This window comes from Acinetobacter sp. KH_038 (assembly GCF_057839405.1).
In genome coordinates, this window is the sequence record NZ_CM174489.1 from 1,796,624 (window position 1) to 1,819,360 (window position 22,737).

Annotated in this window: 22 protein-coding genes and 1 pseudogene; 10 read left to right on the plus strand and 13 right to left on the minus strand. The window is 43.0% G+C overall.

What is annotated here, in order from left to right; translation table 11 throughout:
- Positions 1-97 precede the first annotated feature (97 nt).
- Positions 98-355: pseudogene (locus AC3IT7_RS08370) on the minus strand (BapA/Bap/LapF family prefix-like domain-containing protein); the annotation flags it as partial.
- Between the two features lie 480 nt (positions 356-835).
- On the opposite strand from AC3IT7_RS08370, the gene AC3IT7_RS08375 reads away from it, so the two are divergent.
- Together AC3IT7_RS08375 and AC3IT7_RS08380 are read left to right on the plus strand one after the other, a co-directional pair.
- Entirely contained in the window at positions 836-1,624 is a 789-nt protein-coding gene (locus AC3IT7_RS08375; RefSeq protein WP_489248124.1) for a hypothetical protein, read from the plus strand.
- Positions 1,625-1,717: 93 nt separating this feature from the next.
- The gene (locus AC3IT7_RS08380; RefSeq protein ID WP_489248125.1) at positions 1,718-2,698 is read left to right on the plus strand and encodes a fatty acid desaturase family protein; all 981 of its coding nucleotides are present in this window, start codon (positions 1,718-1,720) and stop codon (positions 2,696-2,698) included.
- A gap of 27 nt (positions 2,699-2,725) precedes the next feature.
- Here AC3IT7_RS08380 and AC3IT7_RS08385 read toward each other — a convergent pair whose 3' ends face one another.
- Positions 2,726-3,667, minus strand: coding sequence for a cation diffusion facilitator family transporter (locus tag AC3IT7_RS08385; protein ID WP_489248126.1), 942 nt, complete (start codon positions 3,665-3,667; stop codon positions 2,726-2,728).
- A gap of 116 nt (positions 3,668-3,783) precedes the next feature.
- Positions 3,784-4,437, minus strand: a complete 654-nt coding sequence (gene yfcF / locus AC3IT7_RS08390) for a glutathione transferase (protein WP_489248127.1) — start codon at positions 4,435-4,437, stop codon at positions 3,784-3,786.
- Between the two features lie 228 nt (positions 4,438-4,665).
- Here yfcF and AC3IT7_RS08395 point away from each other — a divergent pair, with 228 nt between their 5' ends.
- Together AC3IT7_RS08395 and AC3IT7_RS08400 are read left to right on the plus strand one after the other, a co-directional pair.
- On the plus strand, positions 4,666-5,385 hold the full coding sequence (locus AC3IT7_RS08395; RefSeq protein ID WP_489248128.1) for a glutamine amidotransferase: 720 nt from the start codon (positions 4,666-4,668) through the stop codon (positions 5,383-5,385).
- A 49-nt stretch (positions 5,386-5,434) separates the two neighbouring features.
- The gene (locus AC3IT7_RS08400) at positions 5,435-6,067 is read left to right on the plus strand and encodes a LysE family transporter (protein ID WP_489248129.1); all 633 of its coding nucleotides are present in this window, start codon (positions 5,435-5,437) and stop codon (positions 6,065-6,067) included.
- 74 nt (positions 6,068-6,141) lie between these two features.
- Here AC3IT7_RS08400 and AC3IT7_RS08405 read toward each other — a convergent pair whose 3' ends face one another.
- The 5 genes from AC3IT7_RS08405 to AC3IT7_RS08425 form a co-directional block, all read right to left on the minus strand.
- Positions 6,142-6,732, minus strand: coding sequence for a YceI family protein (locus AC3IT7_RS08405; protein WP_475653454.1), 591 nt, complete (start codon positions 6,730-6,732; stop codon positions 6,142-6,144).
- A gap of 128 nt (positions 6,733-6,860) precedes the next feature.
- Complete coding sequence (locus AC3IT7_RS08410; protein WP_489248130.1) at positions 6,861-7,316, minus strand: GNAT family N-acetyltransferase; 456 nt, start codon at positions 7,314-7,316, stop codon at positions 6,861-6,863.
- Between the two features lie 221 nt (positions 7,317-7,537).
- Entirely contained in the window at positions 7,538-7,753 is a 216-nt protein-coding gene (locus tag AC3IT7_RS08415) for a hypothetical protein (protein ID WP_475653452.1), read from the minus strand.
- A 132-nt stretch (positions 7,754-7,885) separates the two neighbouring features.
- Entirely contained in the window at positions 7,886-9,874 is a 1,989-nt protein-coding gene (gene tkt / locus AC3IT7_RS08420; RefSeq protein WP_489248131.1) for a transketolase, read from the minus strand.
- Positions 9,875-10,331: 457 nt separating this feature from the next.
- A complete protein-coding gene (locus AC3IT7_RS08425; RefSeq protein ID WP_489249994.1) occupies positions 10,332-10,715 on the minus strand; it encodes a pilin in 384 nt (127 codons plus the stop codon).
- Between the two features lie 473 nt (positions 10,716-11,188).
- On the opposite strand from AC3IT7_RS08425, the gene metK reads away from it, so the two are divergent.
- The 3 genes from metK (at position 11,189) to AC3IT7_RS08440 (ending at position 14,700) form a co-directional block, all read left to right on the plus strand.
- Positions 11,189-12,355: a methionine adenosyltransferase gene (metK, locus tag AC3IT7_RS08430; RefSeq protein ID WP_489248132.1), complete on the plus strand. Its 1,167-nt coding sequence runs from the start codon at positions 11,189-11,191 to the stop codon at positions 12,353-12,355.
- Between the two features lie 426 nt (positions 12,356-12,781).
- Positions 12,782-13,126: a hypothetical protein gene (locus tag AC3IT7_RS08435; protein WP_475655224.1), complete on the plus strand. Its 345-nt coding sequence runs from the start codon at positions 12,782-12,784 to the stop codon at positions 13,124-13,126.
- 362 nt (positions 13,127-13,488) lie between these two features.
- A complete protein-coding gene (locus tag AC3IT7_RS08440; RefSeq protein WP_475655223.1) occupies positions 13,489-14,700 on the plus strand; it encodes a YeeE/YedE family protein in 1,212 nt (403 codons plus the stop codon).
- Between the two features lie 247 nt (positions 14,701-14,947).
- Here the strand turns inward: AC3IT7_RS08440 and AC3IT7_RS08445 are convergent, their stop codons facing one another.
- From AC3IT7_RS08445 to AC3IT7_RS08455, 3 genes are all read right to left on the minus strand, one after another.
- Positions 14,948-15,457: a hypothetical protein gene (locus tag AC3IT7_RS08445; protein WP_475655222.1), complete on the minus strand. Its 510-nt coding sequence runs from the start codon at positions 15,455-15,457 to the stop codon at positions 14,948-14,950.
- A 61-nt stretch (positions 15,458-15,518) separates the two neighbouring features.
- Positions 15,519-16,298 carry a TIGR03915 family putative DNA repair protein gene (locus AC3IT7_RS08450; RefSeq protein WP_489248133.1) on the minus strand — a complete coding sequence of 260 codons (780 nt, stop codon included), beginning with the start codon at positions 16,296-16,298 and terminating at the stop codon, positions 15,519-15,521.
- Complete coding sequence (locus tag AC3IT7_RS08455) at positions 16,298-17,557, minus strand: putative DNA modification/repair radical SAM protein (protein ID WP_489248134.1); 1,260 nt, start codon at positions 17,555-17,557, stop codon at positions 16,298-16,300. The genes AC3IT7_RS08450 and AC3IT7_RS08455 overlap by 1 nt, the downstream gene beginning before the upstream one ends.
- 207 nt (positions 17,558-17,764) lie before the next feature.
- Here AC3IT7_RS08455 and AC3IT7_RS08460 point away from each other — a divergent pair, with 207 nt between their 5' ends.
- Positions 17,765-18,808, plus strand: a complete 1,044-nt coding sequence (locus tag AC3IT7_RS08460) for an NAD(P)H-dependent flavin oxidoreductase (RefSeq protein ID WP_489248135.1) — start codon at positions 17,765-17,767, stop codon at positions 18,806-18,808.
- Positions 18,809-18,866: 58 nt separating this feature from the next.
- Here the strand turns inward: AC3IT7_RS08460 and AC3IT7_RS08465 are convergent, their stop codons facing one another.
- Positions 18,867-19,544: a hypothetical protein gene (locus tag AC3IT7_RS08465; RefSeq protein WP_489248136.1), complete on the minus strand. Its 678-nt coding sequence runs from the start codon at positions 19,542-19,544 to the stop codon at positions 18,867-18,869.
- A 249-nt stretch (positions 19,545-19,793) separates the two neighbouring features.
- The gene (gene dusB / locus AC3IT7_RS08470) at positions 19,794-20,819 is read right to left on the minus strand and encodes a tRNA dihydrouridine synthase DusB (protein WP_489248137.1); all 1,026 of its coding nucleotides are present in this window, start codon (positions 20,817-20,819) and stop codon (positions 19,794-19,796) included.
- Between the two features lie 80 nt (positions 20,820-20,899).
- Between dusB and AC3IT7_RS08475 the strand changes: the two genes are divergently transcribed.
- Positions 20,900-22,108 carry a DUF1615 family protein gene (locus AC3IT7_RS08475; RefSeq protein WP_489248138.1) on the plus strand — a complete coding sequence of 403 codons (1,209 nt, stop codon included), beginning with the start codon at positions 20,900-20,902 and terminating at the stop codon, positions 22,106-22,108.
- Positions 22,075-22,728 (plus strand): HAD-IB family hydrolase, encoded by a 654-nt coding sequence (locus AC3IT7_RS08480; RefSeq protein ID WP_489248139.1) that lies wholly within the window; start codon positions 22,075-22,077, stop codon positions 22,726-22,728. Before AC3IT7_RS08475 ends, AC3IT7_RS08480 begins: the two co-directional genes overlap by 34 nt.
- Positions 22,729-22,737 lie beyond the last annotated feature (9 nt).

Consider the following 22,737-nt stretch of genomic DNA (forward strand, 5'->3'; position numbering starts at 1 on the left):
CTGCTACTGGCCAAATAGATACTACTTCCCCACTTAGTTCTGAGGTTGGGTATAATAATGGCTCAATCTTATCAATCGGGTTATAACTAATAGTTTCAAAATCAAATAAATATAATTCTGAGTTTTCATTTCTAAAAACCAATGAGCTTTCTGCTTCATCAAATTTGTCAATTACTATTTTTTCACCATTTTTTAAAGTAATTACAGCTTGATTATTTAAATATTCAATCTTTTCTATATCTTCAACTTTTACATCTACTAAAACTATAGAATTTTTATTTAATACTATTTTTTTTAAGTATTTTTTTACTAATTGATTACTACCATCAACCTTTGAAATAACTTGAACTTGCATAAAAATCCAAAAAAAACCAACTATATTGGTGGGAATTAAACTGTGAAATACATCACTTTTCAAGTATTAATTAAGTATTAATTAAGTATTTTATAGGGTTAATTTTATTAATTTATGCTATAACACCCAAATAATTAAGTTTTTCTAAAATATTTTCATCAAAGAATTAATATGTATTTGATAAATAAATAATTTAAAATTATAAAAATAAAAATATATAAATTATTTTTAAAAATTACATAATATTTATAGCTTACATAAAATCTAATTATGCTCTAATTAACGTAATAAACCAAAACAATACGATTAATATTAATACAAAATAGAAATAAATATTATATAAATAATTCATCATCAAATTCACCATTTTTATATTCCTCATTAACTTCATGAAATACTTTAGTCTGAATTACTTTGGATTCTTCTTTCTGAAATGCTATGGTCAGCAAAATCCCCTATTCCTCACAATGTTATTGATTCATGAAGTATAAATTGAATGCCCGTCATCTAGTTTTAGACTTGTTATATGCGTCTCAAAATTCTACTGCCACTATCAAACAGCTGCTATGTGCTGCAGATTTACTGGATATTTCTCACAATAGCCTTCGGGTTGCCGTGGCCCGACTGAATCAGGAAAATATCATTCAGGCTGTAGAGCGCGGTGTGTATCAATTGCGAGAGAAAAAATTTGATACTTCCTTTATCAGCTTGAACAAACATCCCAATATGCAAATGGCATCTAGCTGGAAGGGAAAATATATGCTGGTCTATACCGGTGCTTTGGGACGCGTAGATCGCACTGCATTATCAAAAAGGGAAAAAGCGCTGCGTTACTATGGTTTTCAGGAAATAGAGCAAAATGTCTTTATTCGTCCAGACAATTTAATGCTGAGCCTAGCCGAATTAAAGACAGCGGTGATCCGGTTCGGACTAGATCCGGATGCACGTTTTTTTCAGGTTAGTGAGATAGATCCGGAACTAGATATCTGTAGGCTCTGGGATGTTCCCGCACTACATCGAACCTATCGGGAAGTTACTCAAGAAATTAATCAATGGTTTAATCATTACAAGAACTTACCCTTATCTGAAGCTGCAAAAACTGCTTTTTATTTAGCCAAACCTGCCCTATTCAGTTTACGCGCCGACCCCCTCCTGCCTGCAGAATGGCTAGATGCCGAAGCTCGGCAACAATTTGAGCTGGCAGTGCGTAAAATAGAAAGACAAGGACAAGTTTTATGGCAACAATATTTTAAAAATCAGGGCGTATAGTTTATTTCATATTTACTCACAAAAATAAATTGACTGTAATATTTACTGCAAATATATTGGAAGCAGATATAAGAATTAAAGACAGGCAGAATAATGAACAGCAAAGTCAGTGTTACCGAACTTTTTAGCCGTGAAGAAATCAAAGAACTTACGACAGGTTCTGACTTACATGGAGCTTGGGCTGTAGGTTCAACCTGGGCAGTGATTGTAATGACCTTTGGTACGGTGGCCTATAGCTGGGAATATTTGCCAGTATGGGGGAAAATTTTGATGTGTGCGCTGGCGCTGGCCATTCTGGCAGGTCGTCAGCTCGCCATGGCGATTTTAATGCATGATGCTTCACATCATAGTTTATTTAAAACCAAATGGTTAAATACACATTTGACAGATTGGCTCTGTGCACGCCCGATCTGGAATGAGGTCAACAAATATCGCCCTTATCATCTGAAACATCATGCCAAAACCTCTCAGACCGATGATCCGGATTTAGGTCTGGTGAAAAACTTTCCTATTACGCGAGGTTCATTATTAAGGAAATTTTTTCGCGACCTAAACGGTCAGTCTGGTCTTAAATTTCTGGCAGGCCGGATATTGATGGATTTAGAACTTCTGGAATGGAGTGTGTCCAATGACCCTCAACCTATCCCACGTGGCAATCGTAGCAAGTTAGATTTGGCCAGGAATCTGCTGAAAAACAGTTCCGGCATGCTACTCGCAAATGCCACGATTTTCTCTGCACTTTGGGCCAGTGGCCATCCTAGACTCTATCTACTTTGGCCTTTGGCGTATATCACACCATTTCCTTTATTTATTCGTATCCGGGCAATGGCTGAACATGCCGGTCTGCAAACCAGTCATTCTGCCCTAAGCAACACCCGTACCACCCGAGCAGGTTATCTGGCACGGGCTTTTGTTGCACCGATTCATGTGAACTATCATATTGAACATCATTTAATGGCATCTGTTCCGCATCAAAATCTACCCAAGATGCACCGGATGTTAAGGGAGCGCAATTATGTGGATGCTCCACCAAGTTATTTGAAGGTCATCCGCTCACTGTTAAAAAATGATTAAGCACTCCAATGCTCAAGTGGTTGTGCTTTAATGCTGATGTGGTTCGGTATGTGAATGCCGAGGCGGAGACTGTTCGCGCTGTTCTGGCAAGCAGTCTTCTGCCTCAATCTGTAAGGTCATTTCGGTAATATGATGCTGATGGCTTAACATCTCAAAAGCCTGATGATGCAGTTTTTTATAATCGACATGCGGCGCGACCAGATGTACCGTCAGCATGACTTTCTTGGAGGTAATCGCCCAGACTTTAAGCTGATGAATATCTTGTACGCCTTCGAGTGCTAAAAGGTCATGACGCAGTTTTTCAATGTCAATTTCATCCGGTACGCCTTCCAGCAGAATATTGATGCTCTGTTTGAGTAAAATCCAGGTGCGTGGCAAAACCCAAAATCCGATCAAGACCGCAATCAGTGTATCCACCCACATCCAGCCGGTAAAATAAATCACCAGCGCCCCGATTATCACGCCGACTGAACCCAGCGCATCACTCAGTACTTCCAGATAAGCGCCTTTGATATTCAGGCTTTCCTGACTGCTCGACACCAGAATTTTCATCGATATCAAATTAATGACGAGTCCTAAACTTGCCACGATCATCATCCCCAGACTCTGGATTTCAGCAGGATTGCTTAAACGTTGATAGGCTTCGAATAAAATATACATCGCCACTACAAAGAGCATTAAGGCATTAAACAAGGCTGCCAGAATTTCAAAGCGTTGATAGCCAAACGTGCGTTTGTTATCTGCCGGTTTTTGCCCAATCTTGATGGCCACCAGTGCAATGGCCAGTGCCGCAGCATCAGTAAACATATGTGCGGCATCAGAGAGCAAGGCCAGACTCTGCGTCAGAAAGCCGGCAATAACTTCCACAATTAAAAAACTGGTGGTAAGTGCCAGGGCAATCGATAATTTTTTGGCATTTTTTGCAGTCACGTTGACATGACTATGCTCATGATGATGTGAATTCCCCACCCCTGACTCCTTCCATATTTATTCAACCAGGATATGATTTTTCATACTATTCCACATTATTCTCATTCAGCTTAGGCTTGATATTTATCCATTGAGGTATTTTTTGTATCTGCTGGTTAATGAATCTGGGCAGACTCAAGCTTGAGTTTCTCATTTTCCATTATCCAGGCCTGGACTGAAACCCGCTGGAAATTGCGCTGAATATATGACTGAATTTTATCAGGCAGTTCAACCTGATGACTGCGCAAGCGGTGCAGCATAAAGGCCAGATCAAAATCTGCAATTGACCACTGCTCAGTCAGCCAGTACTCACTCAACAATGTTTCCGTTAGCGCCAATAAGCGCTGAATATCTTGCATAAGCTCAGCTGAGCCAATAAATAGTCCTTTAGGCGGCACAAAGATTGCGTCCGAAGGCATGGCCTGGCGGATCGCCATAAAGTCGGTTTTGACTAAAGCCTGAACTGCGCGACATTTTGCCCTGGCTTTGCTGTCTTGAGGATATAAGGCCGGATACTCAGGCGCTGGAAAAATATCTTCCAGATATTCGGTAATCGCCCAAGATTCAAATAAATGAAAATCATCCATCAGCAGACAAGGTACTTTGCCACTTGGACAAATATGCCGATATGCCACAGTTTGCTGCTCCAGCAGATCGAGATCAACTGCTTTTTCCTGAAAATTCAGACCTTTTTCTTTTAAAGCGACATAGACCGACATGGCATAGGGACTGATACGTTTTTTATCGATATAGAGACAGATAGTGTGCATTTTTTCTCCCTCAATCTTTTTATTCTATATTCCCCTCTACTGTACTGCCTTTCTGCTAAAAAATGAAAATCAGGCTGCATAATGCTACAAAGCCGGTTTAGAACCTTATAGCAGCATGCATTATTCAGCTTGAAAACATCTTCAGCTTTAAATTACCCAATGAAAAAGACTTCTATTTTTTTACAGAATGACGTTAAATAAATATTTCCCGTTTTAGATCAAATGACCATGCTGAACCTGGACCATTTCCCCGATACTGTATATGCAATCCAACATCTGGCTTTTGAAGATCTGGGTGCCTGGGAAGATGTATTTTACCAGCTAGGGCTACGCGTCCGCTATTTTGAAGCCGGGATTGATGACCTGCGTAAAGCATATGAGCACCCGGGTTTAACCGTGATTCTTGGTGGCCCGATTGGCGTATATCAAACAGAAGAATTCCCCTTCTTACAACAAGAAATAGACTTACTGAAAGTACGTTTGGATAAGAATTTACCGACTTTAGGAATTTGTCTGGGTGCCCAATTAATCGCTCATGCGCTTGGTGCCAAAGTCTATGCCGGACAGAGCAAGGAAATTGGCTGGTCTAAGCTGCGTCTTGCATCTATCGAGAACAATCCGCTGCAAAATCTGGAAAATACTGACGTGCTACATTGGCATGGTGATACCTTTGACCTGCCTGAACAGGCTGAATTACTGGCAAGTACTGAACTTTATTCAAATCAGGCTTTTCGTATAGGTACTCATATTCTGGCACTACAATTCCACCCGGAAGTGGCCAGTGACAGTCTGGAAAAATGGCTGATTGGTCATAGCTGTGAATTGGGTCAGGCTAAAATTGACATTCCTGCACTACGGGCTGCCAATCACCAATTTGCACCTGTACTGGAAACCGCTTCGAAAAGTGTACTAGAACAATATCTGGCGCAATTAAATATCACATCCTAGTTTCAGACAAATTCCAGGCTGAACCTTCCTTTTCAATTGTAGAAACCTTATGAGCGCATTACTCGGCATTGCCGTGATTCATTTTTTCGCCCTGATTAGTCCAGGGCCGGACTTTTTCTTTGTCACACAAAGTGCCATCCGGCAGTCCAGAAAGCATGCCTTATGCGCAGCCCTCGGAATTTCATTCAGCATTCTGGTCTGGTCAATTTGCGCACTCAGCGGCCTGCATTTTTTATTCCAGAAAATTGCCTGGTTACAGCAGGTGCTAATGCTATTGGGTGGCTTATATCTGCTTTACCTGGGTAGTTTGATGCTGAAATCGAGCTTTAAAACATCTCTGCCTTTAACAGAATCGAAGGTAGAAGCTCCTTCTATCGTTCAGCCCTCGTATCTTAAATTACTGCTTCAAGGTTTTTTCACCAACATGGCCAATCCTAAGGCCCTGATTTACTTTAGCAGTGTATTTGCATTGGCGATTAGTCCGCATGCAAAACTCTCAGAACAGTCTTCTCTTTTAGCTCTGGTCTTTATAGAAAGTTTGCTCTGGTTCGTGGTTGTAGCAGTTATTTTTTCAATGCCAAAGATGACGACTTATTACCAACAATTTGCCAAATGGATTGATGGGATTACAGGTGGAATCTTCATCAGTTTTGGCTGCCTGCTGATTCTAAATCGCGATTAGACTCACACCCAGTTGATACGATAAAAAAAGCACCTGAATCAGGTGCTTTTTTTATACTACTTATACAGAGAATCTTATTTCTTTGTAGGCGCAGGTACAGTTGCTTCAGTGGTAATCTGCACAGTAATTTTATCACCGACATTTGGTACGTTCGCACCTAGACCAAATGCAGAACGGTCAAATGAAGTGGTTGCATTGAAACCAATCGCTGGAACTTTCATCATTGGATGCTCGGCTTGCTTGTTTAAAACAGCATCCAGTACTACAGGTTTAGTCACACCTTTAATGGTCAGATCACCGGTAATTTTAAAGTTCTTTTTGTCCTGAGTTTCTACTTTGGTACTTTTAAAGCTAATGTTTGGATATTTAGCCGCATCAAAAAAATCGGCTTTCTTTAAATGATCATCTAAGGCTTTTACGTTGGTATTAATACTAGATACCGGAATTGTTACATTTACAGATGACTTTGCCGGCTGTTCATTATCTACTACGATTTTGCCCTGGATATCAGAGAAATTACCTGATGGCGTAGAAAAACCGAAATGATCCCAGCTAAATACAGTTGCAGTATGAGTCGGGTCAATTGTATAGCTTACCGGTTTTGCCATAGAAAATGTTGCTACCGATGAAACCGCCAAGCCTAGTGCTAATGTTTTGAAATTCATGTTTTTATCTCTCGTTTTGGATGTTTTCAAGTGTATAGAATTCAGAAATATTTACAGCCCTAAAGATAAAACGTTTTGTTGCAGCGATGAAACGATAAATTTGTAAGTTATTTTTTAAATTTCTACTATTAATCCATTCGGTATTGGATGAAGCCGGTTTTCTTGGCGACTTTATTATAGAGCAGCTGTGCCTGATGATTCGACTCCTGAGTCAGCCAGTACACACGGTCGCAATTACGTTGCTGCGCCACCTGATAGACATGCTGAAGCAACATGCTTGCCACGCCCTGCCCGCGATAATCCGGATGGGTAAACAGATCCTGCAAGTAAGCATAAGGCCTGACTGTCCAGCTACTGTTATGTTCAATCACATGTACAATCCCCACCACCTTTCCATCAATCAGTGCAGCAAAACCGTACATCGAATCCAATTCATAACTGCTTAATTTATTCCAGGTATTTTCACTTACTTCATCCGAGATTTGTGTTTGATAAAAGCGCTGATAACCTTGCCATAAAGGTAGCCATTCTTGCTGCGATATTTGCTCTAAAGATTTGATCTGAATGTGGGGATTTATTTTCATGTTTACCAACGTCTTCGACTTATTGCATTCATCTAGGTCATCTAGGTCATCTAGGTCATCTAGGTCATCTAGGTCATCTAGGTCATCTAGACAGGATCGCTGAGTCCGATCTCGCGTTATACACTTAGCTTTATCTCATCTGCTCCTGATAAGCAACTGTCAGCCAGAAATTAACTGGCATAAAAAAAAGTCCCGCTCAGGGACTTTTCAACGCTTCAGATTTAAAGTTTTTCAACCAGAATACGATCAATCTGTTTGAGGCCAGTGGTCTTTTCATGGTTTTTACGACGAACTTTAATGACCTTTTCTTCTGCTAGCTCTTGCAGCATTAATTCAACCGCAACCATCGCCTCAAGAGGCAGATCCTGTCCGATCCACTTCTGCTCACCAGCATCCATCAGAGTCACTTCATCGCTAATTTGCGCGTACAAGCTCATGTCTATCTCACTTATTTACATTCAATCATCAAGAGAATTTTACAACTCTTGTTCCAAGAAACCAGAGCTGAAAGGCAAAAACAAAAGGACGCCCCAAAATTGGGACGCCCTTTCAAAATATTAAATGAGTGGTTAAGCTGTCAGTTCTTTTACTGCTGCAACAACCGCTTCAGTAGTAATTCCAAAGAACTGGAACAGGTCTTTGGCAGGTGCAGATTCACCATAGGTCGTCATACCAATCACACGACCATCAAGACCTACGAATTTCCACCAGTAATCGACATGTGCCGCTTCAACAGCAACACGTGCACGAATATTCGATGGAAGAACTGCTTCACGGTACGCAGCATCCTGCTTCATGAACTCTTCAGCACATGGCATAGACACAACACGCACGCCTTCAAGTTGTGCATAAGCTTCCATCGCCAGAGATACTTCTGAACCCGTCGCAATAATAATTGCTTTTAACTCGCCTTTTTCTTCAGCCAGTACATAACCACCTTTCGCAGCGTTCTCGATTTGTGCTTGAGTACGGGTCTGGAATGGCAGGTTTTGACGAGAGAAGATTAACGCTGTCGGACCTTCGGCACGCGTTAATGCCGATTTCCAGGAAATTGCAGCTTCAACGGTGTCACATGGACGCCAGGTATTCAGGTTTGGTGTACCACGAAGTGATGCAATCTGCTCCACTGGCTGATGCGTTGGACCATCTTCACCCAGACCGATTGAGTCATGGGTATATACATGAATCACACGCTGTTTCATCAATGCAGACATACGTACCGCATTACGTGCATATTCCATGAACATCAGGAAGGTTGCAACATAAGGGATGAAACCACCATGCAATGCAACACCATTGGCAATTGCAGTCATACCGAATTCACGTACACCATAATGCACGTAGTTACCCGCCGCATTGTCTTGCACGCCTTGCGCACCTTTCCACAGCGTCAGGTTAGAACCGGCAAGATCCGCAGAACCGCCTAGCACTTCTGGCAATAATGGAACCAGTGCCTGCAATGCATTCTGGCTTGCTTTACGTGTCGCAATTGTTTCTTGTTTTGCATTTACTTCAGCGATATACGCATCTGCTTTTGCTACAAAGTCAGCCGGTAATTCACCCGATAAACGACGTTTCAGTTCAGCCGCTTCAGTTGGATATTTGGCAGCATAGGCAGCAAATGTTTCGTTCCAGGCTGCTTCTGATTCAGCACCTTTGGCTTTGGCATCCCAAGCTGCATAGACATCTTCAGGAATTACAAATGCTTCGTCAGTCCAACCTAATGCTTCACGCGTCAACACGATTTCGTCATGACCCAGTGGCGCGCCATGACTGTCTTCTTTACCTTGCTTGTTTGGTGAACCCAGACCAATCACGGTTTTACAAATAATGATGGTTGGTTTAGCGGTTTCAGCTTTGGCCTGGTTCGTTGCTGCACGTAACGCATCTGCGTCATGACCATCAACTTTAATTACTTGCCAGCCGTAAGCCAGGAAGCGCTGCTCTGTATCATCAGAGAACCAGCCTTCAACTTCGCCATCAATCGAGATGCCATTGTCGTCATAGTAAGCAATCAGTTTACCCAGACCCAATGTTCCAGCCAATGAACACACTTCATGTGACACACCTTCCATCAGGCAACCATCGCCAAGGAAGCAGTAAGTGAAGTGATCAACCACCTGGATGTCATCTTTGTTGAATTGTGCTGCCAGGGTTTTTTCAGCCAGCGCAAAACCAACAGCATTCGCGATACCTTGACCCAAAGGACCAGTCGTCGTTTCAATCCCTGGCGCATAACCCAGTTCCGGGTGACCCGGTGTTTTAGAATGAAGCTGACGGAATGCTTTTAGATCTTCAATTGAAAGATCGTAGCCCGTTAAATGAAGAAGCGCATATTGAAGCATAGAGCCATGACCATTTGACAATACAAAACGGTCACGGTTTGCCCAATTCGGGTTGCTCGGGTTGTGGTTCATGAATTCACGCCAAACCACATCCGCGATATCTGCCATCCCCATTGGAGCACCTGGATGTCCTGAGTTTGCTTTTTGCACAGCATCCATTGCCAATACACGAATTGCGTTTGCAATACGACGTTCATTAAGCGGGGTTGTCATAAATCAGAGTCCAAAATATTCAGAAATAGGAAATGATGAAAAGACTTTCAAAACTGCCGTCTATTGTCTTAAAAAAACAGCGAGGGGTAAAGACTAACCAACAATATTTATCAGTTAATTGATAGTCTCTTGGCTTATCGTACAATTATTCCACATTTCTTCTTCGGCTTCGATGCACCCTGCCTGTTTTAAGGTTGAATTATTCAGTATCTCTCGGATGATTTTATTTTATGGATCTGGGTTTTTAGCTGATCCACAGGATTGGATTTTTACTTATTTTCTCCCTCTCATTTTATGAAAGTTTCTCTATTCAAAGCCAAGCCAGATCATTCACTGGTCTCTTTATGCAGCAATTTATACTTAAATTTTCTAAAATATGAATCAAGGATCTGTATATAAAATCTGAATATAGCACCCGAACCTATTTGCTTAGGCTAAATTTCAAGATCGGCACCGCCTATTGTCCTTGGCAGCTTTTAGGTAAATAGCGCGGACTAATGTCTGCCGAAAAACATTTGCCGGTATAGACATCGAATGCAATGGATTTACCCCGAATCGCTGCATCTACCCCCTGTTGCTTCAATTTAAATTCAATTCGGCACCCGGCATTAATGATGACTTTTTCGACATACTGAGTGCCGCCGCCAATCTGACGCCCGGCATCACAGTATTGCTCCGAGGCAATAAACCGGGTTCGATATGCTCCGGCCTGCTCAAAAACTTCAGCCAATTGAGTACGTACGATATAGCCTTGATAACTCATCACGGCCATTGTCGCGAGAATGACTAGCATCGTCAGTACGATCATCACCTCAATCAGGGTAAATGCTTTCTGATCAATCATGTTCTATCTCCGTATGGTCTTGCTAAAAGCAGTCCATACAAAAGGATCTTGGCTCTTCTTGAGCGGCCAATGTTCAAGACTTAGACCTAATATGCAGAGAAGTCCACGTAACCACAATACAGTCAGTCCAGTAGCGTCGAGGCACATTCGAGTTTATTAATGTAATGATCACTTGCTAAATATTGCCCAGATTTTTAGCTTTATATTTGCTCTCTACACTATCTTTTAAAATTTTACTCAAAAATATAACTGTTTAATTCTGCTACATCCGGGAAAATCCGGCTGGATTTGTCGATCCCTGCAAAATCGTTAAGGCAGCTTAAATCGGCATATCAGTTTTTTTAATTCTAATAATCAATTAAAAACACAATAATTTGAAACAATTTCCGCCAATTTTGTCCTGTTAAGCTAGTCCTAGAGCGCAACTCGATGTAACATATCGGGTCTTTAAAATTAACTGTGATAGGACTATGCGCGAGTACGCTGTATTTACTTCGGAATCTGTAAGCGAAGGCCATCCAGATAAAATGGCTGACCAAATCAGTGACGCTATTTTGGATGCAATCTTAAAAGAAGACCCATATGCACGGGTTGCTTGTGAAACGCTTGTAAAAACAGGTGCGGTTGTACTTGCCGGTGAAATCACAACGACGGCCAATATCGATTTTGAAGCGGTGGTACGCCATACCGTGAACGGCATTGGTTATCACCATTCTGATCTTGGTTTTGATGGTTCGACCTGTGCTGTCATCAATATGATTGGCAAACAGTCACCTGAAATTGCTCAGGGTGTCGACCGTCAGAAACCTGAAGACCAGGGTGCCGGTGACCAGGGTCTGATGTTTGGTTATGCCAGCCGCGAAACTGACGTGCTTATGCCAGCCCCGATTTCTTATGCGCATCGCCTGATGGAAAAACAGGCAGAGTTGCGCCGTAATGGCAGCTTGCCCTGGTTACGTCCAGATGCGAAAAGCCAGGTAACCTTTGCCTATGAAAATGGCATGCCTGTTCGTCTCGATGCAGTGGTGCTTTCTACCCAGCATGATCCTGAAATTTCACAAGCCAACTTAAAAGAAGCTGTGATTGAAGAGATCGTGAAGAAAATCATTCCGGCTGACATGTTCCATGCAGACACCAAATTCCACATCAACCCAACCGGTATGTTTGTGATTGGCGGTCCTGTGGGTGACTGTGGTCTGACTGGCCGTAAAATTATCGTAGATACCTACGGTGGTATGGCACGTCATGGTGGTGGTGCGTTCTCCGGTAAAGATCCATCCAAGGTTGACCGTTCTGCTGCGTATGCAGGTCGTTATGTTGCCAAAAATATCGTTGCTGCCGGCCTTGCAGACAAGTGTGAAATTCAGGTGTCTTATGCGATTGGTGTTGCTGAGCCAACGTCGATTTCAATCAACACCTTCAATACTGCAAAAGTATCTGAAGAGCTGATTATTGCCTTGGTACGTGAGCACTTCGACTTACGTCCATACGGTATTACCCGTATGCTTGACCTGATTCAGCCAATGTACAAGCAGACAGCAGCTTATGGTCACTTTGGCCGTGAAGGTTCTGATACTGCATTTACCTGGGAAAAAACCGACAAAGTGGAAGCACTTAAAGCTTCTGCCGGTCTCTGATTTTTTCTTTAAAAAGCCCGCTCTATGCGGGCTTTTTTTATGGCCTGGATTTTATCTCTTCAGATCATTTTTGAGTGTGTGCAGTGGATCATTTAAAACCCAGCTGTAACTATATCTGCGGCACATAAATTATTTCTTAATAGTAGTTATAGCAGTTATAGCAGTTATAGCAGTTATAGCAGTTATAGCAGTTATAGCAGTTATAGCAGTTATAGCAGTTAGATTAGAACACATCTGTATCGCTGCTCAGGGTTATTCTATGAAACTTAACACAAGCTGTTAAATGAGTTCAGGGAAGTTAAAGCAGCATAAGTATTGAAAAAAGTTACAGTTAATCAACAAATTTCGATCTATTTTCTAGCATAAACCTCAATAAATGCCTGCTAGATTATATGACAGCTCTACAACAACAAAGGATATTACTCGATGAATAAATTACTTATTGCTTTAGGTTTGGCAACAACTGTTGCTTTAGTTGGCTGTAGTAAAGAAAAAGCACCTGAAACAGGCGCAACCACAGGTGAGCATTTAGAAAATGCAGCCAACCAGGCCGGTCATGATATGGAAGATGCCAGCCGTGAAGCTGCGGTAGAAACCGAAAGAGCGTTGGATAATGCTGCTGAAAATACGGCTCAAGCAGCCGATGAAGCTGCTGCTGCAACTGCTCGTGCAGCGGATGCCACTGCTGAAGCAGCACGTGATGCCACTGCTGCGACTGCCGCTGCGGTTGAAGAAGGTGCTGGTAATGTACGGGAACGTGCTGAAAACTAATTTTAGCGCTTAATTTCATATAAAAAGGCCTGCAACTATGCAGGCTTTTTTTGATATGCACTTTATTAAACTTCTAGACTTCTAGATGGGCATTTAAAGTACAACCCCATAGCCTGAATACGCTGATAAAATATCATAATGCTCAAGGTGCAGTTCAGTTAGGCTATGAAGGTTTTAAAAATAAGAAAATAAAATTTATATGCGGTTGATCAGCTTCCATTTTCACCACCTATAAATCAGATAAAGTGATAAAACTTATCAACTATCAGGATGACTTAATCCTGATCAGAAGCCCAAAATTGAAGCCTTCCTATCTAAAATTAAGTAAAATAACCATCTTTATTTTTAAAACTTAATCTCCCATGTCAGTCATTGTTGCTGCTTCCCAACGGTCGAATATTTCGGTCTGGGTGGCTTGTATTTTACTTATGGTCGGCACAGTAGGTGCCTATCAAATCGTCGGCTTGAATCAAGCTCTGTTGTTTTTAATTGGTGGTGCGCTGGGCATGACTCTGTACCATGCCTCATTTGGTTTTACTTCGAGCTGGCGCGTTTTTATTAAAGAGCGTCGTGGTCGTGGTTTACGCGCACAAATGATCATGTTAGCTCTGGCCGTGCTGCTGTTTTTCCCGGCTTTAGGCGCAGGAGAATTATTCGGTCAACCTGTGACAGGAAATATAAGTCCGGTTTCGACCTCTGTCATGATCGGTGCATTTATTTTTGGTATCGGCATGCAACTCGGTGGTGGTTGTGCATCAGGTACACTTTATACCGTGGGTGGTGGCAGTGCGCGGATGCTGGTGACCTTGCTATTTTTCTGTCTGGGTTCACTGATTGCAACCTCACATCTGGACTGGTGGTTTGCCCTGCCACATCTTGAGCCGATCTCACTGGTGCAAAGTCTGGGTGTACTCCCTGGTTTGCTGGTAAGTTTTATTGTGTTTGCCATCATTGCTGCGGCCACTGTTTACTTTGAGAAGAAGCGGCATGGTCGTCTGGAAGTTGAGCCAAGCAGTGAATATCAAGGCTGGAAACGCTTTATCCGTGGGCCATGGCCTCTGATTTGGGGCGGTATTATTCTGACCCTGCTCAACTTTGCCACGCTGGCACTCGCAGGTCGTCCTTGGGGCGTGACGTCTGCTCTTGCTGTCTGGGCTGCCAAAGGTGCTACCTTGGTGGGTGTTGATGTCACTGCCTGGGATTATTGGCAAAAAGCGGGCAATGCCAAAGCACTCGCTGAATCGTTGTGGTTTGATATTACCTCGATGATGAATTTTGGCATCATGCTCGGCGCTTTGCTGGCAGCCAGTCTGGCAGGTAAATTTGCCCCGAATTTCAACATTCCAAAACGCTCGCTTATTGCTGCTGTTGTAGGTGGTTTGATGCTCGGCTACGGCGCGCGCCTGGCTTATGGTTGTAATATTGGCGCATATTTCAGTGGTATTGCCTCAGGCAGTTTGCATGGCTGGTTATGGCTGGTATTTGCCTTTATTGGTAATGGGATTGGTGTGAAACTTCGTCCGATCTTCTTTCCCGGTGAAAAGCCGCAAGCTGAAAAACTAACTGGTTGTTAAACCTTTAAATGAACAAGCCCATCCTATGATGGGCTTGTTTGCTTCTATGATTAGCGTTTTTTCATCACACATTTTTTAATCACTCTAATGAAAATCCCCCTCTCCTTGTAAAAGATACTGCTTAGAGAAAAGTTCTTATAAAAATATGCCTGCATCTTCTTGCAAAGCAATGCTGTGTACTTCGATGATGATAGAAAAAACTTTCAATATGAATAACACGATCATTTTTTGCTCTATAAAAAAGATATTAAAGCGCAGCTTTTAAATTACAGCCATAGCCCATGGTCTGCTGCACCTGACGATACGTGGTATAGCGATCTAAAATAAAGGTATAAAAGTGATCGGCATCGGAAAAGTTTTCTTTCAGATTTTCATTGCTGGCATTCGGCAGCTTGATCTCATCGACCAGCTCCAGATTATAATGCCCCAGACGGTACATATCGGCGAAATAACTATTCATCATATCGCAATAAGCAATTTTGCTCGGCTTTAAGGCCGTACTGCTCACCAGATGCCGGTTCAAGCTTTGCAGGTTGTTGGCATCCAAAGGAAACTGATGCGAAAAAGCGATACTTTCGACTTTCTTGAATCGCTGAAAATCTTGAGCTAACTTGATATTGAGTGCATCAAAACGCTGCTGCAATTCCTGCGCTGTCTGCACCTGATACTTGACTGGATCTACTACGGGCTTTTGTGGCTCTTTTGAGCAGGCAGTCAATCCAATGAGCAGCGCCAATGATGTTAGCCATACCTTCATATCTATGCACTCAATCTAAATATAAACGCTTATTATGCCTGAAAGACGCCAGCTATATTGTTTAAAGTGTTTTCTCATTCATATAGCGCCAGTAACGCTTTGGCACATATTGAATGTGCAATTTCATGTTATTACGAGCCTGAATATTCACACTGTTAAAATAATCTTTCCAGAGCTGATCATACAGCCATTCCTCATCATCCAGTTCAATACTAAATGACTGGCTGTGTCCAATGCGGATTTGCGGATCGATCAGTTCGGCATTCATTTCAACCTGATGAACCTGTTTTAAATCATAATAAATCCCGAAGTTGCGCTGCTCATCATAAATCAGCCAGCTTTGATCCTGATAGCGCTCCTGAAAATGTCGGGAAATAATTGGTAATACATTAAAGTCTGGTTTGACCAGACTCAGGAACAGTCCATTCTTGGCTTTCTTAAAACGCACAAAAGCTTCCATACGATGCTTTTCCCTTCCAACCTGCTTGGCCCATTGCGACATGCCAATCACTGCATGATGACCATAATCTTTATCGACAGGTCGCTGGTTTTGAAATACATAGACCGCAAAATCAAACAGAATCTGGAACGCTGCTTCTTGCTCTGACAGAAAAGTATAATAAAAAGCACGCAAACTGCTGGAAGATATTTTTTGTTTTAAGCCCTGCCAAACCCGCTGTCCATGTTCATCATTAGAGCTCACCTGAATAAATTCATCAAACAGGCCCGTCTGCGCTTGAGGATTGGCAGTGATGCGGACGTCCAGTTCCTTAAACTCAAAAGCCCGAAATACACAACTGAGCAAGCCGGTCATGCTGCCATCAAAACAGTAACAGGCCATTAGAATGCCAGTCCGAGCTGCGGCGATAACTGCTGTTGATATTTGGATTGACCAGACTGCAAGATTTGCTGACGGATCTGGTGCGATTGCTGCTCCTGCTTGAATTTTGGCGTATCGGCACAGCGAATAAAATGCTGTGCACGGTTATAAGCCACACCCATGCGTTTAAGCTGATCGATATGAATCTGACCAAAACGGCGCGCTTGCACAATCTTTTTGGCCGAACGCACCCCAATTCCAGGCACCCGTAAAATCATTTTATAATCTGCACGGTTAATATCTACCGGAAAGGCTTCAGGATGACGCAAGGCCCAGCTGAGCTTGGGATCAATATCCAGATCCAGATTCGGGTGCTGGTCATCGACAATTTCATCGGCAGCAAAATCATAAAAACGCATCAGCCAGTCAGATTGATACAGACGGTTTTCTCTTAATAATGGCGGAGCCGAACCAACAGCCGGCAAGGCTTTCTCTTCAGGATTAATTGGAATATAGCCCGAGAAATAGACCCGTTTCAGCTTAAATTCCTTGTAATGCCGGTCGGCCATCAAAATAATGTCCTGGTCGGTTTCACTATGCGCACCGACCACCATCTGCGTGGTCTGTCCGGCAGGTACAAATTTTGGCACCGATTTAATCAGCTTGCGTTCATCTTTGAGCTGGATCAGGCGATCCCGTACAATTCCCAAATCCTTTTGTACTTCGGCATGGGTTTTCTCCGGCGCAAATTTCTGTAGCCCGGCTTCAGTCGGCATTTCCAGATTAATGCTCATCCGGTCGACATACAGTCCGGCTTCGGTAATGATCTCCTGAGATGCACCCGGAATGGTTTTCAGATGAATATAACCATTAAAATTTTCTTCCAATCTTAATTTTTTCACCACCTGTAGCATCCGCTCCATGGTGTGATCTGCCGATTTAAAAATTCCTGAGCTAAGGAACAGACCTTCAATATAATTGCGCCGATAAAAATTCATGGTCAGATCTACCACTTCCTGCACGGTAAATGCTGCACGCTGCACGTCATTGGAACGGCGCGAAACACAATAAGAGCAGTCAAAGATACAGACATTGGAAAACAGAATTTTCAGCAAGGAAACGCAGCGCCCATCTTCAGTATAGCTATGGCAAATACCATTGCCGGTATTTCCCACACCTTTATCTTTATTTTTACGGTTACTTCCACTGGAGGAGCACGATACATCATACTTGGCAGCATCGGCTAAAATTTGCAGTTTTTCACGGATACGATCAGACATGAGCTCAGAAAGATTTGACCAAAATGCTATTATAAAGTTTTAGATTCCGGCGCTATAGGCACTCTGTCTTGCTGGCGACAAAACGTGTCGTAAAAAGTGTAAACACCACGTCAACAAAGTTTAAGTATTTCAAAATAAAATAACCAATATGATTTGCTTAATTTGGTTCTCAAGGGCAAAGTAAATACAATAAGAAGGAGCAAATCTATGTCTTTACTAGAAAATCTCGGAATTAAACATCCTATTTTCTTGGCGCCGATGGCAGGTGTCTCTACACCTGAACTTGCAGCTGAAGTATCGAATCAGGGTGGCTTGGGCTCACTGGGTTTGGGGGCCAGCAGTATCGAGGCAGCACGACAACAGATTTTAAAAACGCAGGAACTGACAGACGGCCCTTTTCAGGTCAATTTTTTCTGTCATGACAGTGTGCCCTTGGATGAAGCTGTTGCTCAGGCCTGGATTGCGCAGTTTAAACATAAATTTAGCGAATACGGAGCGCAGGCACCTGATCATTTAAACTGTATTTACCCGAGCTTTAAAGATAATGATTACTTTCTGAATCTGGTACTGGAAACCAGACCACAGGCTGTCAGTTTTCATTTTGGTATTCCGCATCCGCATCAGATTCAAGCCTTAAAACAGGCGGGAATTTTGACCATGGTCTCTGCTACCAATTTTGCCGAGGCCAAAGCTATTGAAGCTGCCGGCATTGACATTATCATTGCTCAAGGCATTGAAGCCGGTGGTCATCGCGGGATTTTCAACACCAAATTTGATGCTTCGGTTAAAACCTCTAATCTGGTTAAACTGATCAAACAGCATTGCACCCTACCGATTGTTGCCGCAGGCGGGATTATGGACGGCCAGCAGGCGCGCCAGATGCTGGATTTCGGGGCTGATGCCGTACAACTCGGTACTGCATTTGTCCAGTGCAAATCATCCAATGCCAATGAAGCCTATCGTAAAGCCCTGCTTGGCAAACCGCTTACCCAAGTCAGTGCCAGTATCTCTGGGCGTCCTGCTCGCGGAATCATCAATCACTGGCATATGGAAGTCGACACACCAGACCGGCTGGATGTGCCGGCTTATCCTTATACTTATGATCTGGCCAAACAGTTGCATACCGCCGCAGCCGAACACGGTGATCAGGGTTATGGCGCCTTCTGGGCAGGCTCAAATGTGGCACAGATTCGTGAAATGGAAGCTTCTGATCTGATCAATCAGCTCGTTCTGGAAATGAAGCATCCTTAATGTAGGGTCATCATCAAAAAACCTCTCGCAGTGGAGAGGTTTTTTTATTCATTCAGACTTAGCGTGTAAGCCGATGCCAGGCATCCTTGACCGCAAACTTGGCTTCTTCCCAATTTAAGCGGGATTCACCTTTGACCTGTTCCCATTTGGTACGCAACTCAGGTTCTGCACGATCAAAATCTGTATCACGATCATACATTGCACGGTTTTCATAGCCTACACGGTAGGCACCACGATAATCACGATCGTAATCTAGATCGCTATAGCTATTCCGCGTTTCATTAAAATACGGGCGATTATGATACTCATCGCGCCAGTAATTATCTTCGGCAGTCAACTGGTCAGGATGCTGATAATTGTCCGCCTCACTGCGAATCTCTGGATGCTGATAGTTATCTGCCTGTTTCTGGCGATCTGATGTTGCAATATCATTACCGGCAATACCGCCTACTACTCCACCAATAATACCACCCACCACTGCACCTGGAGGTCCACCCACCAGACCTGCAACAGCACCTACAGCAGCACCGCCGACAGTACCAGCACCGGTTGCAGCCAGATTATCTTTACCTTCATTCATGTCTGGAACATGAGTATTATCTTTTTCAGGAGTATTCAAATCCGGGCGTGCATTAGCATCAGTAGGATTTACATTTAGGCCTTCACTGCGTTCTTGTGGCAATTCCGTTGATGTTTTATGGCTAAATTCTGTTACTGGACGATTGGTATTTGTCATTACAGATCTCCCTTAATGATGACTACAAACAAGAAGCATGACCTCCTGTTCATATGTAGATAGACTCATCATAGAGCAAGCTTAAGTAAGCAATGTCCAAGTCCTGTCCAGTTTAAGTCAACAAAATGTTGTGCTATGTATTTGACAGAGCAAAGTGTAAACAGAATGCTAAAAACCGTTTGCTCAAGATAACAAAGGTAGTGCTTTCATACAAAAAACATTTCTTGAGGATGTCCCACCAGCCTGTGCTTACTTGGTCGCCAATAAGTTGACCTGCTCGACCTGTACGTCACTCATGGTCAAACCATGTTGCAGTAGCGCATTAAAATAATCCTCTACCACGCGATACTGATCTGCCGTATTTTCTACCTGATACATATTCTGGCGAAATTCGTTACTTGAACGCAAACCCTTGGTATACCAGGCAATATGTTTACGCGAAATTCGGCAACCGGAATACTCACCATAGAATTCATAGAGTTCAGACAGATGTCCCAGCAGAACCTCTTTTACTTCTGCAATACTCGGTGCATCCAGGTGCTGACCGGTTTTTAAATAATGTGCGATTTCACGGAAAATCCAGGGACGCCCCTGTGCTGAACGACCAATCATGATGGCATCTGCACCGGTATAGTCCAGTACATATCGGGCTTTTTCAGGACTGTCGATATCTCCGTTGGCAATCACGGGAATATTCAACATATCTTTTACATCTTTAATCAATGCATAACGTGCGGTATTTAAATACATGTCTTCACGGGTACGGCCATGTAAGGCCAGTGCGGCAATACCGGCATCTTCCGCACGTTTTGCCACCCGCATAATATTTTCCTGACCATTCAGATAGCCCAGACGGGTTTTTAAGGTCACCGGCACATCAACTGCAGCCACGACGGCATCCAGAATACGTGCAACCAGGTCTTCATCCTGAAGTAAGGCTGAACCGGCTAAGCGGTTGCAGACCTTTTTGGCTGGACAGCCCATATTAATATCAACAATCTGTGCGCCATTGGCCACCTGATAACGTGCGGCCTCAGCCAGATCCTGCGGGTCTGAACCGGCAATCTGGGCAGAAATCGGTGCCAGCTCACCGTCAAAGTTGGCACGGTACAAACTCTTCTTGCTCATGCGCAAGGTCTTGTCTGAGGTCATCATTTCACTGACTGCATGACCTGCACCAAAATATTTGCACAAGGTTCTGAACGGACGGTCAGTTACACCTGCCATGGGAGCGACAATCAAATTGTTTGACAGTTGATAGGGACCAATATACATATAAATTCATCACTTTTTTGATGGGCATAGTATACTGCATCTGCCTTATTCGCTCATCTTTTCAAGTTATTTACCACACCATGAATAAAACTTTTACTTATTCTTTGCCTTTTAAGACCTTGTCTGTACTTGCACTTTCTCTTGGCCTTGCTGGCTGTGGCAATGGTTCATGGTGGTCAAAAAATGATGAACCGACTCTTGAAGTTGAACATATTCGCAAGGCTATTCCGAGCCGGGTGAATCAGCGGGAGTCCTGGGCACAAGATATTTATGACATCACCGAACAGCTCGGTATTCCGCAAACCAAGGAAAATGTCTGTACGATTGTCGCTGTGGTAGATCAAGAATCAAACTTTGTGGCAGACCCTACCGTTCCAGGCCTGGGTGAAAAGGCAGTGAAGGAAGTTCAAGACCGTCTAGAAGAAAAATTTAAAGACAAACTCGGTCAGGCGATTGGTGGCACAGTTGCAGGATATTTCCAGGAAGTTCTCAAAAATCATCCAAGCCCTGAAAACAATTACTTAAGCCAGATGCGCCGGGTCAAAACTGAACGTGAACTGGACGAACTTTATCGTGAAATGTTTGATTATATGTCAAAGCATTATCATGTCAGCGCACTTACCGGTGCTGCCAAACTGGTCGGGCAGAATATTGGCGAGAAAATGAATCCAATTACCACTTTGGGCTCAATGCAAGTGCATATCAGTTATGCCAAGGAATATAAACGCCAAGGTGGCAATATCGCTGAACTGCGTACCGATCTGTATAGCCAGTATGGCGGCCTCTATTACGGGATTCATCGTCTGATGATGTATCCGGCGGACTATGACAAACCGATCTACCGCTTTGCAGACTATAACTCGGGCATGTATTCCAGCCGGAATGCAGCTTTCCAGAGCATGCTCAATGCTTTAACCGAGGCTGAACTCGATCTGGATGGTGATTTATTGCTCTACAGCAAGGATGGCGCGATCCGTTCCCAGAAAAGCCAGTCCGAGCGTGAGCTGATCAGCGTATTTGCCAAAAATAATTTTATTATTACCGAACGTCAAATCCGTGCCGACTTAAAGAAAGAAAAAGAGAAAGACTTTGAAGATACCATGACCTATCGTGGCATCAGCAAGCTCTATCAAGAACAAACCGGCAAAGACCCGATCTATGCCATCATGCCTGAAGTGGTCATTTCCGGACCAAAACTGAGTCGTGATTATAATACCAACTGGTTTGCCACCCGTGTCGATGGTCGATATCAAACATGCATGCGAAAAATCAAAAACCTAAAACTCTAGCCTTATTTGATTTTGATGGCACCCTGTATGCAGATGACAGCTTTACCGGGTTCATTTTCTATGCCTTGAGAAAAAGGCATATTGTAAAACGCGGCCTGCAGATTTTACCGTGGATTCAAGCCTATTATTTAAGGCTTTATCCGGCACATCGCATGCGCCCCAAACTGTATGCCAGCATGTTTAAGGACAGTGATGCAGAAGAAATTTTGCAACTGACTGAAGATTATGCTGCAATATTAGTGGATAAACTTGATCCAGCTTTATTTAATCAACTTCGAAAGCATCAACAACTTGGTCATGAGATCGCACTGGTCTCTGCTTCACTGGATTTGTATTTAAAACCGGTCTGCAGCTATTTAAATATCGATTTGCTGTGTAGTGAAGTTGAAATCAAAGCCGGAAAAATCACAGGATTTTATCAAACACCAGACTGTAGCAATCAGCAGAAAAAACTGAGAATTTTGGAAAAATATAATCTGGAAAATTATGCTGAAATTTATGCTTATGGGAATAGCGATGAAGATGAGGAAATGCTGAGTCTGGCGCAGCATAGCTATATGGTAGGACGGGATAAGCAGTTACCCAAAATCAATATACCATCCGAATCCATAGCATATTAGAACTTTAAG

What these genes read in the sequence shown, in the direction of transcription:
- metK (WP_489248132.1), top strand. Translation starts at nt 11,189, where the DNA reads ATGCGCGAGTACGCTGTATTTACTTCGGAATCTGTAAGCGAAGGCCAT.
- AC3IT7_RS08440 (WP_475655223.1), top strand. Translation starts at nt 13,489, where the DNA reads ATGTCAGTCATTGTTGCTGCTTCCCAACGGTCGAATATTTCGGTCTGG.
- AC3IT7_RS08410 (WP_489248130.1), bottom strand. Translation starts at nt 7,316, where the DNA reads ATGAAAATAAATCCCCACATTCAGATCAAATCTTTAGAGCAAATATCG.
- AC3IT7_RS08400 (WP_489248129.1), top strand. Translation starts at nt 5,435, where the DNA reads ATGAGCGCATTACTCGGCATTGCCGTGATTCATTTTTTCGCCCTGATT.
- AC3IT7_RS08465 (WP_489248136.1), bottom strand. Translation starts at nt 19,544, where the DNA reads ATGACAAATACCAATCGTCCAGTAACAGAATTTAGCCATAAAACATCA.
- tkt (WP_489248131.1), bottom strand. Translation starts at nt 9,874, where the DNA reads ATGACAACCCCGCTTAATGAACGTCGTATTGCAAACGCAATTCGTGTA.
- dusB (WP_489248137.1), bottom strand. Translation starts at nt 20,819, where the DNA reads ATGTATATTGGTCCCTATCAACTGTCAAACAATTTGATTGTCGCTCCC.
- AC3IT7_RS08380 (WP_489248125.1), top strand. Translation starts at nt 1,718, where the DNA reads ATGAACAGCAAAGTCAGTGTTACCGAACTTTTTAGCCGTGAAGAAATC.
- yfcF (WP_489248127.1), bottom strand. Translation starts at nt 4,437, where the DNA reads ATGCACACTATCTGTCTCTATATCGATAAAAAACGTATCAGTCCCTAT.
- AC3IT7_RS08455 (WP_489248134.1), bottom strand. Translation starts at nt 17,557, where the DNA reads ATGTCTGATCGTATCCGTGAAAAACTGCAAATTTTAGCCGATGCTGCC.
- AC3IT7_RS08415 (WP_475653452.1), bottom strand. Translation starts at nt 7,753, where the DNA reads ATGAGCTTGTACGCGCAAATTAGCGATGAAGTGACTCTGATGGATGCT.
- AC3IT7_RS08375 (WP_489248124.1), top strand. Translation starts at nt 836, where the DNA reads ATGAAGTATAAATTGAATGCCCGTCATCTAGTTTTAGACTTGTTATAT.
- AC3IT7_RS08480 (WP_489248139.1), top strand. Translation starts at nt 22,075, where the DNA reads ATGCATGCGAAAAATCAAAAACCTAAAACTCTAGCCTTATTTGATTTT.
- AC3IT7_RS08460 (WP_489248135.1), top strand. Translation starts at nt 17,765, where the DNA reads ATGTCTTTACTAGAAAATCTCGGAATTAAACATCCTATTTTCTTGGCG.
- AC3IT7_RS08450 (WP_489248133.1), bottom strand. Translation starts at nt 16,298, where the DNA reads ATGGCCTGTTACTGTTTTGATGGCAGCATGACCGGCTTGCTCAGTTGT.
- AC3IT7_RS08435 (WP_475655224.1), top strand. Translation starts at nt 12,782, where the DNA reads ATGAATAAATTACTTATTGCTTTAGGTTTGGCAACAACTGTTGCTTTA.
- AC3IT7_RS08445 (WP_475655222.1), bottom strand. Translation starts at nt 15,457, where the DNA reads ATGAAGGTATGGCTAACATCATTGGCGCTGCTCATTGGATTGACTGCC.
- AC3IT7_RS08395 (WP_489248128.1), top strand. Translation starts at nt 4,666, where the DNA reads ATGCTGAACCTGGACCATTTCCCCGATACTGTATATGCAATCCAACAT.
- AC3IT7_RS08475 (WP_489248138.1), top strand. Translation starts at nt 20,900, where the DNA reads ATGAATAAAACTTTTACTTATTCTTTGCCTTTTAAGACCTTGTCTGTA.
- AC3IT7_RS08405 (WP_475653454.1), bottom strand. Translation starts at nt 6,732, where the DNA reads ATGAATTTCAAAACATTAGCACTAGGCTTGGCGGTTTCATCGGTAGCA.